At 69.0% G+C, this 13,252-nt stretch carries 14 protein-coding genes; 6 read left to right on the plus strand and 8 right to left on the minus strand.

Annotation, left to right across the window (positions count from 1 at the left end):
- Positions 1-33 precede the first annotated feature (33 nt).
- The 6 genes from GGR12_RS13820 to GGR12_RS13845 all read left to right on the plus strand — a co-directional run bounded on the left by GGR12_RS13820 (position 34) and on the right by GGR12_RS13845 (position 6,207).
- The gene (locus GGR12_RS13820; RefSeq protein WP_183205041.1) at positions 34-1,059 is read left to right on the plus strand and encodes an alpha/beta hydrolase; all 1,026 of its coding nucleotides are present in this window, start codon (positions 34-36) and stop codon (positions 1,057-1,059) included.
- Positions 1,060-1,649: 590 nt separating this feature from the next.
- On the plus strand, positions 1,650-2,696 hold the full coding sequence (locus GGR12_RS13825) for an ABC transporter substrate-binding protein (RefSeq protein WP_183205042.1): 1,047 nt from the start codon (positions 1,650-1,652) through the stop codon (positions 2,694-2,696).
- The gene (locus GGR12_RS13830) at positions 2,689-3,447 is read left to right on the plus strand and encodes an ATP-binding cassette domain-containing protein (RefSeq protein ID WP_183205043.1); all 759 of its coding nucleotides are present in this window, start codon (positions 2,689-2,691) and stop codon (positions 3,445-3,447) included. The genes GGR12_RS13825 and GGR12_RS13830 overlap by 8 nt, the downstream gene beginning before the upstream one ends.
- Positions 3,444-4,196 carry an ABC transporter permease gene (locus GGR12_RS13835; protein WP_183205044.1) on the plus strand — a complete coding sequence of 251 codons (753 nt, stop codon included), beginning with the start codon at positions 3,444-3,446 and terminating at the stop codon, positions 4,194-4,196. The genes GGR12_RS13830 and GGR12_RS13835 overlap by 4 nt, the downstream gene beginning before the upstream one ends.
- 74 nt (positions 4,197-4,270) lie before the next feature.
- Positions 4,271-5,119, plus strand: a complete 849-nt coding sequence (locus tag GGR12_RS13840) for a hypothetical protein (protein ID WP_183205045.1) — start codon at positions 4,271-4,273, stop codon at positions 5,117-5,119.
- Complete coding sequence (locus tag GGR12_RS13845; RefSeq protein WP_183205046.1) at positions 5,116-6,207, plus strand: DUF2336 domain-containing protein; 1,092 nt, start codon at positions 5,116-5,118, stop codon at positions 6,205-6,207. Before GGR12_RS13840 ends, GGR12_RS13845 begins: the two co-directional genes overlap by 4 nt.
- Positions 6,208-6,271: 64 nt before the next feature.
- Here GGR12_RS13845 and GGR12_RS13850 read toward each other — a convergent pair whose 3' ends face one another.
- From GGR12_RS13850 to GGR12_RS13885, 8 genes are all read right to left on the minus strand, one after another.
- Complete coding sequence (locus GGR12_RS13850) at positions 6,272-6,700, minus strand: Ros/MucR family transcriptional regulator (protein WP_183205047.1); 429 nt, start codon at positions 6,698-6,700, stop codon at positions 6,272-6,274.
- Positions 6,701-6,839: 139 nt separating this feature from the next.
- Positions 6,840-8,054: a DUF2336 domain-containing protein gene (locus tag GGR12_RS13855; protein ID WP_183205048.1), complete on the minus strand. Its 1,215-nt coding sequence runs from the start codon at positions 8,052-8,054 to the stop codon at positions 6,840-6,842.
- Positions 8,055-8,098: 44 nt separating this feature from the next.
- Positions 8,099-9,070 carry a copper chaperone PCu(A)C gene (locus GGR12_RS13860; RefSeq protein WP_183205049.1) on the minus strand — a complete coding sequence of 324 codons (972 nt, stop codon included), beginning with the start codon at positions 9,068-9,070 and terminating at the stop codon, positions 8,099-8,101.
- Positions 9,071-9,080: 10 nt separating this feature from the next.
- The gene (locus tag GGR12_RS13865) at positions 9,081-9,695 is read right to left on the minus strand and encodes a TetR/AcrR family transcriptional regulator (protein WP_183205050.1); all 615 of its coding nucleotides are present in this window, start codon (positions 9,693-9,695) and stop codon (positions 9,081-9,083) included.
- Complete coding sequence (locus GGR12_RS13870) at positions 9,692-10,249, minus strand: DUF4287 domain-containing protein (RefSeq protein ID WP_183205051.1); 558 nt, start codon at positions 10,247-10,249, stop codon at positions 9,692-9,694. Before GGR12_RS13870 ends, GGR12_RS13865 begins: the two co-directional genes overlap by 4 nt.
- Positions 10,250-10,334: 85 nt before the next feature.
- Positions 10,335-11,207 (minus strand): DUF1349 domain-containing protein, encoded by an 873-nt coding sequence (locus GGR12_RS13875; protein WP_183205052.1) that lies wholly within the window; start codon positions 11,205-11,207, stop codon positions 10,335-10,337.
- 120 nt (positions 11,208-11,327) lie between these two features.
- Positions 11,328-12,308 (minus strand): cysteine synthase A, encoded by a 981-nt coding sequence (gene cysK, locus GGR12_RS13880; protein ID WP_183205053.1) that lies wholly within the window; start codon positions 12,306-12,308, stop codon positions 11,328-11,330.
- A 106-nt stretch (positions 12,309-12,414) separates the two neighbouring features.
- Complete coding sequence (locus tag GGR12_RS13885; protein ID WP_183205054.1) at positions 12,415-13,242, minus strand: LytTR family DNA-binding domain-containing protein; 828 nt, start codon at positions 13,240-13,242, stop codon at positions 12,415-12,417.
- Positions 13,243-13,252 lie beyond the last annotated feature (10 nt).

Genomic DNA, 13,252 nt, shown 5'->3' on the forward strand with positions numbered 1-13,252 from the left:
GCCGCGACTCGCGACACGGCCTAGCTTGATCGCATGCCTGCCGATGTGCGCCGCCTTGAACTGAGGCCATCCGAACGCCGCACCGCCGAACGGATCAACGCGGCCCTCGCCGTCATGCCTCGCCTCAAGACCGACGGCTGGCGGGTCCAGGCGGGGCAATGGGCCATGTCCACCGTGGGCGTCGCCGCCCAGACCGTCACGGCCGGCTGGCTCCGCACCCGCGGCGTCCGCGTCGAGACCCTGCGCATTCCCTCACCCGACGGCGGCGTGCCCGTCCGCATCCTCCTCCCGCCCGGACCGCCTCGCGGCGCCGTCCTCGACATGCACGGCGGCGGCTGGGTCGTCGGCAGCGCCGGGCTCAACGACCATCTCAACGCCGACCTCGCCGCCGACGCCGGTCTCGCGGTCGTTTCCGTCGACTACCGCCTGCTCAGCGAAACCCGCGGCGTCCTCCTCCCGCACGCCATCGCCGACTGCCAGGCCGCCGCCCGCTGGTTCGCCGACAACGCCCTTGAACACTTCGAAACCGACCGCCTCTTCCTCGGCGGCCAGTCGGCGGGCGCCCACCTCGCCGCCCTCTCGGCCATGACCCTGCGCGACGAAGATCGCCTGGGCCGGTTCATCGGCTGCCTCTTCGTCTACGGCGTCTTCGACCTCTCCGGCACGCCCTCGGTCCGCGCCGCCGGCCCGGACACCCTCATCCTCAACGGCCCGACCCTCGCCGCCGATCTCTGCCGCCTGACCCCCGACCTCGACGAGGCCGGCCGCCGCCTCCCCGACGTCTCCCCCCTCCACGCACCCATGCACGACCTGCCGCCCGCCCTCTTCATCGCCGGCGACCTCGACCCCTTGCGCGACGACAGCCTTCATATGGCCGACGCCTGGTCCGCCGCCGCGACGTCCAACCTCATCGAAGTCCCCCTCGCCCCGCACGGCTTCATCCATTTCGGCGGCCCCCTGGCGGCCCGCGCCATGTCCGAAATCCGCCAATGGATCGAATTCCGACTGGAATCCGCCTCCCCGGACGCGCCCGTCCACAGCCCCGCTTCAGGGCGTTAAGATCTTCATTTCCGGAAGGACTTTGCAATTTGGGGACAGCGATCCCCAAATGCAGGCAATTTTATCCACAAATCAGCCCACAGACGAGTGATTCGGAGCGCTTGCAGCCTGGGCGGTTCTGTCGGAACGTCATCAGGCCGAGGGACACGGCGGCGCGGAAAACCGGGGAGACCCGGGGCTCAAGGCGAACCGGCCCGGCTCTCTGACCCGATGCACAGGGGGGTTTTCGGACCTTACCGGCGGGGGGCAGGATCAAGGCCCAAAGGGCTCTCGAAGGCTTCGGCCGGAGAAGAACCCCGAGGGAACCGGATCGGGATCGAAGGACGGCGCGGGCCAGACCCGCGGAACGCCGGAGACCAGGAGTGCGACAGGATACAGCCGATTATCATCGGGGTTCGCCCCGCTGATGCTGAGGCCAGGGTCCGAACCTCAATGGCCAAGTCCAACCCGGACTTGGCGAGGGGACGAGGAGAACCGGCTTGCCGGGGACCTTCGTCCCCTCGCTCAATTCCGGCGTCAGGTTTCCCGGACGCCCCACCGGGGGTTCTCCCTCACTTCCCTTCCACACGCCTGAGCCGTACACCAAGGCCATGAGCCGTCGAGGGATTCGCCGCCTGTCGCCTGACCGCCGCACCCTGCTTGCAGGCGCCGGCGCCATGGCCGCCGTGACGGCGCTTTCCGCCTGCGGACGCTCCGAGGTCGAGCCCGACGCCGACGGCCGCATTCGCCTGCGTTTCGCCACCGACTGGCGCGCCCAGGCCGAGCACGGCGGCTTCTACCAGGCCCTCGCCTCCGGCGCCTACGAGAAGCGCGGCCTGAACGTGCAGATCATGCAGGGCGGGCCGAACGTCAACGTGCCCCAGCTTCTGGCCTCCGGCGCCGTCGAACTCGGCATGGGCTCCAACAGCTTCATCCCGATGAACCTGGTCGCCGAGGGCGCCCCGGTGAAGGCCGTCGCCGCCTTCTTCCAGAAGGATCCGCAGGTCCTCATCGCCCATCCGGACCCGGCCCTGCGCTCCATCGCCGACCTGCAGGGCCGCCCCTTCCTGCTCGCCGACGCCTCGATCAACGCCTTCTGGGTCTGGCTGAAGGCCAAGTACGGCTTCACCGACGACCAGGTCCGCAAATACACCTTCAACCTCGCGCCCTTCCTCGCCGACGAGCAGGCGGTGCAGCAGGGTTATCTGACCAGCGAGCCGTTCACGATCGAACGCGAAGCCGGCTTCACGCCCCGGGTCTTCCTGCTGGCCGACGAGGGCTACCCCTCCTACGCCACCATGGTTCTGGCCCCGAACGCCTTCGCCCGAGACAACGCCGAGGCCCTGCGCAACTTCATCGCCGCGTCGGCTGAAGGCTGGCGCGACTACATCCAGGGCGACGGCAAGGCCGCCGACGCCCTGATCCGCAAGGCCAATCCGGACATGACCCAGGACATCCTGGATCAGGCCCGGGCCAAGCTGAAGGAAAACGGCATGGTCGACGGGGGCGACGCCGCCCTCTACGGCCTCGGCACGATGACCGCCGACCGCTGGCGCGACTTCTTCGAGGTGACGTCCCAGGCGGGCGTCTATCCGACCAACCTCGACTGGCGTCAGGCCTTCACCACCCAGTATCTGCCCGGGCGCGGCCGTGGCTGACGCCGCTGCGGCGCTGGCCGGCGCCGTCGTCCGGTATCCCGGCCGCCCTCCCATCGGGCCGATCGACCTGACCGTCGCCCACGGCGAGATCGTCGCCCTCGTCGGCCCCTCCGGCGCCGGCAAGTCCACCATCCTGCGCCTCCTCGCCGGCCTCGAACGCCCGTCTGAAGGCGAAGTGCGGCGCGCGACGACCGGCGCCACCGGCTTCGTCTTCCAGGCCCCCACCCTGCTGCCGTGGGCAGACGCCCTCATCAACGTCGCCCTGCCGCTCGAACTCGCCGGCCTCGCCCCCGCCGCCGCCCGTGAACGTGCCGCCGCGGCGCTCGCCGCCGTCGGCCTGGGCGATCGCCTCGACGCCCGTCCGCGCCAGCTCTCCGGCGGCATGGCCATGCGGGTCTCGCTGGCGCGCGCCCTGGTCACCGAACCCGACCTTCTCCTGCTCGACGAGCCTTTCGCCGCCCTCGACAGCGTCACCCGGCGCCGCCTGATCGAGGACCTGCACCGCCTCTGGTCCGGTCGCGCGCCCCGCCCTGCCATCGTCTTCGTCACCCATGACGTCGAGGAGGCCGTTTACCTCGCCGGCCGCGCCATCGTTCTGGACGCCGCCACAGGCGCCGTGTCCGCGAGCCTCGCCTCGCCCGGAGCCCTGCCCCGCCCCCTCGACTGGCGCGCCGACGCCGCCTACCGCCACGCAGTCGAGGAACTCGCCGCCGCTCTCTCGCGCGCCATGCCGGCGGATCAGGCCGCATGAGCCGCCTCCTGCCGCCGCTCCTGCTGACCATCCTCCTCCTACTGACGTGGGAGGCCGCCTGCCGGCTAATGCACGTCCCCGCCTACTTCCTGCCGCCGCCCAGCGCCGTCGCCATCGCCCTGGTCGAGCGCGCGCCGCTACTTGCCGGATCGGCGCTCCAGACCTTCCTCATGGCGCTCCAGGCCCTGCTGGTCGCCGGTCTGATCGGCGGCGGCCTGGCCCTGGCCGTCTCGCTCAACCGCAGCGCCGAGCATGTCGTCCGCCCGCTGGCCGTGGCGCTGCAGGTCACGCCCGTCGTCGCTATCGCCCCGTTGGTGCTGATCTGGGCCGGCCTGGATCACGCCGACCGCGCAGTCATCGCCCTCGCCGCCGCCGTGGCCTTCTTCCCCCTGTTCTCTGGCATCCTCACCGGCCTCAAATCAGCCGATCCCGACCTCGAGCGCCTGTTCGACCTCTACGGCGCCAACGCCCTGCAGCGCCTCTGGCGACTCCGCCTGCCCGCCGCCCTGCCCTTCGCGCTCGAGGGTCTCCGCGTCGCCTCGGGCCTCGCCGTCATCGGCGCCGTGGTCGCCGAATTCGTTTCCGGCTCCGGCGCCACCCAGGGCCTCGCCTGGCGCCTGCTTGAGGCCGGCAATCGCCTGCGCACCGCCGACATGCTGGCGGCCCTCGTCTGCCTGATGGCCATGGGCCTGGCGCTGAACGCCCTCGTCGGACTTGTGGAAAGGCGTGCAAGAGCGCGTCTTTCCTGATCTCCGCGTTAGCAGCGGATTAAGCCCGCTGCCCTTAGCGTGAGGCTCCAACGCCCCTGCGTCCGGAGCTTTTCTTGCGCCGCGCCCCTCGTCTGAACCCCGGCCTTGCGACCGTCGCCCTTGTCGGCGCGATGACTCTCGCCGGCGCCGCCACGGCCCAGACCGCGGCGCCCGTGCCGACACAGAACCAGGGCGCGCACTATCTGTCATGGCCCGGCCGCACCGTACCGCCGGGCGCCGAAGCGACCGCCGCGTCGCCCCGCCGCTCCAACCGCGTCATCCCGCATGGCGGCGCCGCCGCGCAGCCGCCGGCGCCCGCCCCGGCCCGCCGCACCCTGACCCCGGCCAGCGCCTGGCTCCAGCCCGCCGCCCCGCAGCCTCCCGCACCCGTCGCTGCGCCGCCGCCCGCTCCGGCTCCGGTCGCCGCGCGTCCGCTCGTTCCTGAATACCTGCCCGAACAGGGTGGACGCGGTCAGCCGGCTCCGGCGGAAGCCGCCTATCCCGCAGCGCCTACCCAGCCGTCGGACGATCCGATGGCCCCGCGCCGCGACGCGCCAATCTTCCGCATGCAGCAGTCGGCCCCGCCGCCCACACCCGAGACCGTACCTCCCGCTCAGGCCCCGACGCCGGCCCCGCAGGCCGCGCCGCCGGCTCAGCGTCAGGTCGCGACGGTGACCGCCAACCTCGCGGACCGACCGCCCCAGCAGGGCGCCCGCTACTATTCGGTCCATCGCCAGAACGGCCAGACGCCCGACGCCCTGGCCATTCCCGAACCGACCTATGTCGATGCTCTCGCCGTCACCATGACCGAGACCCCGGCATCCCAGGATCTGGCCCAGCCGGACCAGGGCCCGACGCTGATCCGCGACTCGCAGGGTCGCATGCGCGCCCAGCCGGCCGCGCCTGAAGGTGACTACCAGTGAGTACAGCGACCCTCTCGCGCCTGCCCGACCTGATCGCCCTCGCGGAAGAGGGGTCGAGCGAAAAGCGCCGCGCCCTGCTTCGCGAACTGACCGAGCATTTCTTCGGCAGCCCGGCGCGCACCGAGACTGAAGACAAACTCTACGGCGCCGTCCTCGCCAAACTGGCCGACGATATGGAGACGGCGGTCCGCGCCGAACTCTCCGCCCGCTTCGCCACCACCGCCGACGCGCCGCACAGCCTGATCCGCCGCCTGGCCAACGACGAGGCCTCGGTGGCCGGCGCCGTTCTGTCCCAGTCTCCCGTCCTCACCGACGAGGACCTTCTGGGCGTCGTCCGTAGTCACGGCCAGGACCACCTGCGCGCTGTCTCGGCCCGCCCCTCGGTTTCTGAAGCCGTGTCCGAAGTCATCGTCGAGCGCGGTGACGACGAGACCCTCGGAACCCTGCTGCGCAACGACGGTGCCAGGCTGTCCCGCAAGGCCTCCGAGGCCGCGGTCGAACGCGCCAAGGTCAATCCGGCCCTGCACGAAGCCACCGTGTCGCGCGCGACGCTTCCGCCCGACCTGCTCAACGACATGTATTTCGTCGTCGAGGCCCGGCTGCGGAATCAGATCCTCGAACAGAACGCGCGCATGGACCCGGCGCTGCTGGACAGCGCGCTGGCCGCCGGCCGCGCCCGGATCGCCACCGACGACGGCGCCCTGCCCGCCGACTATTCGGAGTGCCTCGCCTACGTCGAGGAGCTGAAGGCCGCCGGTCAGCTGACGCCGCAGATGCTGGCGCGCTTCCTGCGCTCGGGCGGCCGCACGGCCTTCCTGATCGCCCTCGCCCAGCTGTCGGACATCGACTTCCACACCGCCCGACAGATCGTCGAACGGCGGGAACTCGACGCACTCGCCGTGGTCTGCAAGGCCGCTGATCTCGATCGGGCGTTGTTCCTGACCTATGCGGTCGTGCTGCTCAACGACGACGGCGACGCCATGGCCAAGGCGCACTCCTACGCCCGCATGTACGCCGACCTCAGCCGCGAGGCTGCGCTGCGCACCCTGCGCTTCTGGCGCATGCGCCGGGGCGCCCAGGCGGCCTGATCCGCACAGCAAAACGCCCGCCTCCAGATGAAGGCGGGCGTTTCGTACTCAATATTTACAGCGATTACTTCTTGGCGCGGGTCGCACGGGCCGGCTTACGGCCGCCCTGGCCCAGACCCATCTGCTTGGCCAGATCCGAACGCGCCTTGGCGTAGTTCGGGGCGACCATCGGATAGTCCTTCGGAAGACCCCACTTGGCGCGGTATTCCTCGGGGCTCATGTTGTATTTCGTGCGCAGGTGCCGCTTCAGTGACTTGAACTTGCGGCCGTCCTCCAGACAGATCAGGTAGTCCGGGGTGATCGACTTGCGAACCGGAACCGCCGGTTCCTTGGGCTCGGGCTCGGGCTCGACCGTGCCGGTCGAAACCTGCGACAGAGCGGCGTGGATGCTCGAAATCAGGCCCGGAACTTCCGAGGCCTGGACACTGTTGTTGCCGACATAGGCCGACACAATGTCCGCAGTCATTTCAAGCAGTTGGGAGTTGTCTTCCATACGTGCCGCCTCATCTCGAAAAAGCGATGTTTTTGCCTGGACGTGCTGAATAGATTTGTTTCGAATAGAAAGCAATGGCGTCATTTGCATGACCGCGCATACCAAAGACTGATTACTGGTTGTGCGTTGCAGCACATTCTCAGCGACCGAAGTTTTCCGCCAGCGCCAGCATCGCTGCTCGCTCGGGCGCCGAATAGTCGTCCAGCGCTTCTTCCTCGCCCTCGCGGATCGCTCTCAGCAGAGCGGGCGTCAGGGCCGAGGATAGCGACCAGTTCCAGTACCGCAAAACAGTCTGCGCCCGATCGACCGCCAGCATTTCATAGGTGATCTGCACCCGCTCCCAGGCAGGATCGACTGAACCGTCCTCCTGGGCTTCGGGCCGGCGCATCGATCTCCACAACAGTTGAAGGTCTCCGCGGGTCAGGCCGGTCGCCTTGCAAAGTATCGCCAGCGACTCGCCGCCCGGGTCCCCCAGTATCTTGGCGCCGGTGATCGGTTTAACGCCCGACAGATAGGCGATCTCGGTCGCGATCTCTCGCGTCATCCCGTCGCCTGCCGCCTCGACCGCCTGCTCCAGCCCGCCGTACGGGCTCTTGGCGATGGCGGCCCGGTTGCGTTGCCGGCGCTCGATGAACTGCAGCGCCTTGCGCGAGACCGGATCCTGCCAGCCTTCCTCGGCGGCCATCGGGAACACGTCCTCGGCCACTTCCTGCATCACCTCACGCGACACGGCGAAGCGCTGCAGGATCGTGCGACGGTCTTCCGGCCCGCACCACCAGAACATGACATAGGCGCCCGACGGGCGAAGCTCGGGCCGCTTCAGCAGATGCGGGCACAGGCCGCGATCGGTCCGGCTCAGGCTGACCACGCCCTCCACCGCCACCTGGCTCAGGCGCGCGGTGTTGTTGCGCAGAACCGCCTCGATGACTTCGCTCTCGCCGAAGCTCAGCAGCGTCTCGCTGACCACCTCGGACAGGCCGCGCCGGTTGGCCATCAGGAAGCGGTGCTCGGTCGACGCATCGCGCGCGCACGCGACCAGATCTGCGTCCGACAGAGAAGCGCACTGTTCGATCAGCAGCCCTGCGATATCCGGCTCGTCGCGCAGCAGCATCCGCGCCAGCGCATTGGGCAGTTCGGTCAGCGGGGCCAACCGCGCCGCCACCCGCCGCCGGTCTTCCGCCGACGCCAGGCGCAGCATCTCCACCAGCAGATCGCCGGTCACGGCGCGCTCAAAGGCGTTGATCCGGCTCGCCGGCAGCGACACCACATCCGCCAGTCGCTTCAGCAGCGCGTGGCGTGCACGGAAGCCGGCGGCGGGTGCGGCTTCCTCGGGCATGTGGGCGGGATCGGACATAGCTGGCCCAGACTACCGCCCGCGCGGTTAACCGGCTGTGACGTTCAGTCGAACTCCGCCCACGCCGCGCGACTATCTTCGACCAAATCAAAATCCGCCGTTACCTGACCAGCATCGCGGAAGGTCAGGGTCATCGAAATCTTGCCGTTGACCGCCTTCGCCGGATCATAACCGATCAGCATCAGATGCAGGTCGCTGCCCGGACGGACCTCCAGAACACCCCCGGGCGGAACCTCCCAGGATGCTTCCGAGTCCATGCTCACGTCGCCCTCACTGCGACGGATCTGATGGAACTCCACCCGCGACGCGCAGTCGCAACGCGCGCCGGTCAGTTCGTCTGCGACCGGCGAACCGTTGCGGATCAGCAGATAGCCCGCGACGGCCTCGCCCGGCTGATCCACGCCCCTGACGATCCGGCGGCTCACATCCAGCGGCCCGGCCGACGCCGGCGCCTCGCGCGCGCCCTGTGCCCGCACCGGCATCACCACCGTGGCCGAAGAATCCTCGCGATAGTCGAACCCGCCCGCCTCGACCCAGGCGCCGTTCCGCTCGACGCTGGCCCGCACCCGGTACACGCCGTCCTCTCCCATCGTTCCGCTCGACCGCAGCGCCTCAAGGTTCTCCACCCCGTGCACCGCCTCCTCGATCGCGAACACGCCCGGCGCCGAGGCGCGGATCGTTCCCGTCGTGTGGAAGCCGCCGCTGGTGAAGTAGTGGAAGATGTATTCGCCGCTGTCCTTGTCGCGGAAGATCAGCGTCTCGCCGCCATAGACGCCGCCGTTCACCGCATGGGTCACCCGGATGGCGTGGCCGCCGACGGCCCACTCCCAGCGCTGGATATCCTCGGGCCGCTCAGGCCCCGTGCCGATCCCCCGCCAGGTCTTGCCCAGCATCGGCGCGAACGGCGCATAGATTTCATCGCCCGCCGACGGCAGGTCCGCAGGCTGCGCCGCCGCCAGTCCGGGCAGCGCCAGCGTCACGACCGCGGCCAGAACCGCAAACATTCGTCGCATCATCACCGCCTCCTCAGGCCATCGCCGGCCGCTGCGCGGCGCGCGCGAGCAGCATGTCGAAATGATCCCGCAGCGCCGCCACGCCGCGATCGAAATAGGCCACGTCGCGATGGGTCCGGGCCTGCATCACCCCGCCCTCCATCGTCGTCAGCACGAACTCGGCCAGCGCCTGTTTGTCGACGTCGACCGGCAGCCGCTCGCCCGCCTCATCCAGGCACCTCCGGATCGCCCCGACCCAGCCCGTGAAGTTCACCGCCAGCAGATCGCGCACCACCGGATCCGCCTCATGCAACTCCAGCGCCAGGCTCCCGATCGGGCAGCCGTAGGTGCAATCCGTCTCGACGATCAGCCAGCGGTACCGGGCCAGCAGGGCGAATATCCGCTCCACGGGATCGTCCACCCCCTCCCACGCCGGATCGACCAGGTTCTCGTACAGCCCGTCCCGATAGGCCTCCAGCACGGCGATCAGCACGTCCTGCTTGCCCGGAAACACGTGGTACAGGCTGCCCGCGTTCAGCTGCGTACGGCTCAGGATGTCGGCGATCGAGGTCGAGTTGAAACCCTTGGTCCAGAACAGGTCCATCGCCGCCATCACGATCTTCGTCCGGGTGTCGATGGCAGGGCTCATGACCGTTCCCAGGCCTGCCGCAGCCAGCTCTCGACCTCCGCGTCGATCTCGTCGGCCGAGCCGATCCGAACCCGGTGGCTGACCATGGCGTTCCACGATCCGGCCGCCTCCAGTCGTCCCGACGGCTCCACGCCCTTCAGCGACAGACCAAGGTCCAGTCGATCCTTCGTCGACGGCTGGGCCAGACCGAACTGCTTGTTGCGGCGGAAGCTGACGTAGCCCTTCTTCGGCGCGAACTCCGCACCCTCCAGGCCCTCGACGATGGCCGCCACGCGATCGTAGGCCGGCCGCATCGCCGCCTTCGGCCCTGCGAACATGGCTTCCATCAGGTCGGCGTCCTCGCTTGAACCGGCATCGGAGCCGAACGTCTTGTGCGCCACCAGATTGGCATAGCCGTGGCCCAGCCCGTGCTCGGCCTTCAGCCAGTCGATCAGGCCCTTGTGCTTCGCCTGCCCGCTGCCCCTGGCCGCCGCGATCCACTCGTCCAGCGATTTGCCGGTCTTGTCCTTCAGATTGGCGATCATGTTCGCCAGCACGACCTGCGGATCCGCCATGGCCGTCCTCCCATCGTTCGAGCGAATTGAACGCTCGTTCAAGAACGGGAGTCAACGAATATTTGAACGATCACTCAACTGATCGTCAGTCACCCAGAATCGCCAACAGGTCCGCCTCTGGCAGGTTAGGATCAGCCAGCGGATTGGCGCTCACCTGCCCGTACCAGTCCGCCGAAACCTTCGGTCGCGGCCGCGAGAACCGCACCCAGTCGGCCTCCAGGATCATGTCGGTCCGCGCCTCGCGGTTGACCTCGCGGTTGATCACCTCGGGGTGCTCCGGCCCCGGCTGTACGTCGTCGCTGGTGGTGTAGGCGATCAGCCCGACCTGCATCACCGGATTGTTCTCCATCCGGTAGAAGCGATCGCGCACCCGCCACTCAGTCTCGCCTTCCACCCGCGCCAGGGCGATCAGCACCATCCCGACCCGCACCAGCCTCAGCTCGACCCAACCGGTCGGGAATGGCCGCAGCTTCAGCGACGAGTAGCTGTTGTAGGTCCCCTTGGTCTCCGTCATCTGCTCGCCGGCGACGTGACCGACGCCGGTGGTGATGAAGTGCCAGTTCTCGGCCCGCGGCGCCCACTGCCCGGCGCTCAGCCGGTTCGGCACGCGCGCCATCAGCCCGCCCAGCGACCAGGTCCCGCCGGGAATGTCGCTCTCGTGCCCGCGCACCCGCACCCGCGCCCGCACGTCGAAATCGCCCCGCACCTCGCGGAACAGGAAGGGCGCGTTCAGATCGCGCACCCAGGCCGAATGATAGGGCTCCAGATGCAGCGCCCCCGGCGTGCTCTCGCCGACATCCAGCGCCCGGATCTTGTCCGGCCAACCGTACGCCTCGTCGAAGCGGGTCCAGCCCGTCAGCGCCGTCCCGTCGAACTCGTCCGACAGCGCGGTCAGGTCGTCCTGGGCAAGAGCGGGCGTGGCGGCGAGCAGGCTCAGACAGGCGATAAGGGCGCGCATAACGGCTCCGTCGGTTTCGGATACCGCCAATCGGCCGCGCGCGGGCCGTCCTGTAAAGTTAAGCTTCAGTCAGGTGACGCCCGGCTTCCGCCGCAGCGCTGAAACCCGCCTGCAACAAACCTACAGACCCTCGAACAGCGCCGTCGACAGATAGCGCTCGGCGAAGCTCGGGATGATCGCCACGATCGTCTTGCCGGCGTTCTCATCCAGGCTGGCCAGCCGGAACGCCGCCGTCAGCGCCGCGCCCGAGCTGATCCCGACCGGAATGCCTTCGACCTTCGCCGCCTTGCGGGCCATGTCGAAGGCGTCCTCGTTCGACACCTGCTCGACGCCGTCGATCACCGAACGGTCGACGTTGGCCGGAATGAAGCCCGCGCCGATGCCCTGAATCTTGTGCGGACCCGGCTCGCCGCCCGACAGCACCGGCGATGCGGTCGGCTCGACCGCGATCATCCGCACCGACGGCTTGCGCGCCTTCAGCACCTGACCGACGCCGGTGATGGTGCCGCCGGTGCCCACGCCCGCGACGACAATGTCCACCTCGCCCGCGGTATCGGCCCAGATCTCCTCGGCCGTCGTCACGCGGTGGATGATCGGGTTGGCCGGGTTGTCGAACTGCGACGGGTTCACGGCGCCGGGCGTCCGCTCCAGCAGCTCATTGGCCATGGCGATGGCGCCCTTCATCCCCTTCTCGGCCGGGGTCAGCACCAGTTCGGCGCCCAGCAGCGCCAGCATCTTCCGGCGCTCCAGCGACATGCTCTCCGGCATGACGAGGATCAGCTTGTAGCCCTTGGCCGCCGCCACGAAGGCCAGGGCGATCCCGGTGTTGCCGCTGGTCGGCTCGATCAGGGTCGAACCGGGCTGGATTTTCCCGGCCTGCTCCAGCGCCTCGATCATCGCCACGCCGATGCGGTCCTTCACCGATCCGATCGGATTGAAGAACTCCAGCTTGGCCAGCACGGTCGCCTTCGGCTGATACTCCGCCGAAAGGCGCGGCAGCCCTACGATCGGCGTGTCGCCGATGGTCTCGATGATCGACTCATAGACCTTGCCGCGCCCGGCTTTGGCGTGGCGGCTGGCGTCGTAGACGGCGTCGGACATGAACGAGATCTCCGGAAATGGCGTCGGAAAACATACTGCCGATCGTGCAGAACGTGCACTTTCCAGGGAGACGGAACGAAGCCTCACCGGATCCGGTCACCGCCATTTAGGCGCGACCGGCGGCGTCGCCAACCCTCGGTCCGATCCCGGACGCAAAACTATCGTCCAGCCAGCCGGCGGCGCGCAGCCGCGCGACGCTGGCGCGCGACACCGGCGCCTCGATCCCGCCCCTCAGACGAAGCCGCAGGTTGCGGCCGTCCGTGACTGCCGACTCGACCGCATCGCGCGCGACCCACCACGACCGATGAACCTGGAGCCCGTCCAGACCGCCCAGTTCTTCGAGCGCCTGACTCAGCGGCATCAGGACAAGCGCCGACCCTTCGATCGTATGCAGGCGAACGTAATGGTCCTCCATCGACAGGCACAGCAAGTCCTGCCCGAGGCGCGGCGGCAGACGGCGCAGGATGCGCGGCCCGGCCGGATCCGCGGACGCAGCGGCTTCGACGGGCGCCCGCGCCCCTCGCCGGAAGGCGCCGTGCAGCATCAGGTGAAGCGCCACATAGACAAGGCACACCACCACCGTCTGGCCGTACCAGTCGACCAGGCTCACGGCCTGGCGGATCGCCGGCCAGATGGCGGCGGCGATCAGGCGCGTCACGAGCGTCAGCGGCAGGCCCATCGCCAGCACCATCACCGGCAGCCACGCCCATCCCGGCACGCGGGCTTTCCGCGCCCACGGCGCCAACGCCCGTATCGCCAGCCCGAGCACCAGGCCGCACACGACGAACACGGCGGACCAGTAGGCGACACGCACGATCAGGACGTCGTTGAAGAAGCTGCCGAAGGGACCGGTCACGCCCAGCAGGACGCCGATCCCCAGACAGGCCGCCAGGTCCGTCGCCCAGGCGCGGGCCGTATTGGGCGTCTCGATCATCTCTCCCCCA

The sequence above is a fragment of the Brevundimonas lenta genome, from assembly GCF_014196335.1.
Classification (GTDB): domain Bacteria; phylum Pseudomonadota; class Alphaproteobacteria; order Caulobacterales; family Caulobacteraceae; genus Brevundimonas; species Brevundimonas lenta.

Bases quoted from the DNA above. Each gene is read 5' to 3' on its own strand.
- cysK (WP_183205053.1), bottom strand. From the start codon at position 12,308: ATGTCCGACGCCGTCTACGACGCCAGCCGCCACGCCAAAGCCGGGCGC.
- GGR12_RS13850 (WP_183205047.1), bottom strand. From the start codon at position 6,700: ATGGAAGACAACTCCCAACTGCTTGAAATGACTGCGGACATTGTGTCG.
- GGR12_RS13885 (WP_183205054.1), bottom strand. From the start codon at position 13,242: ATGATCGAGACGCCCAATACGGCCCGCGCCTGGGCGACGGACCTGGCG.
- GGR12_RS13835 (WP_183205044.1), top strand. From the start codon at position 3,444: ATGAGCCGCCTCCTGCCGCCGCTCCTGCTGACCATCCTCCTCCTACTG.
- GGR12_RS13825 (WP_183205042.1), top strand. From the start codon at position 1,650: ATGAGCCGTCGAGGGATTCGCCGCCTGTCGCCTGACCGCCGCACCCTG.
- GGR12_RS13865 (WP_183205050.1), bottom strand. From the start codon at position 9,695: ATGAGCCCTGCCATCGACACCCGGACGAAGATCGTGATGGCGGCGATG.
- GGR12_RS13870 (WP_183205051.1), bottom strand. From the start codon at position 10,249: ATGGCGGATCCGCAGGTCGTGCTGGCGAACATGATCGCCAATCTGAAG.
- GGR12_RS13855 (WP_183205048.1), bottom strand. From the start codon at position 8,054: ATGTCCGATCCCGCCCACATGCCCGAGGAAGCCGCACCCGCCGCCGGC.
- GGR12_RS13820 (WP_183205041.1), top strand. From the start codon at position 34: ATGCCTGCCGATGTGCGCCGCCTTGAACTGAGGCCATCCGAACGCCGC.
- GGR12_RS13860 (WP_183205049.1), bottom strand. From the start codon at position 9,070: ATGATGCGACGAATGTTTGCGGTTCTGGCCGCGGTCGTGACGCTGGCG.
- GGR12_RS13875 (WP_183205052.1), bottom strand. From the start codon at position 11,207: ATGCGCGCCCTTATCGCCTGTCTGAGCCTGCTCGCCGCCACGCCCGCT.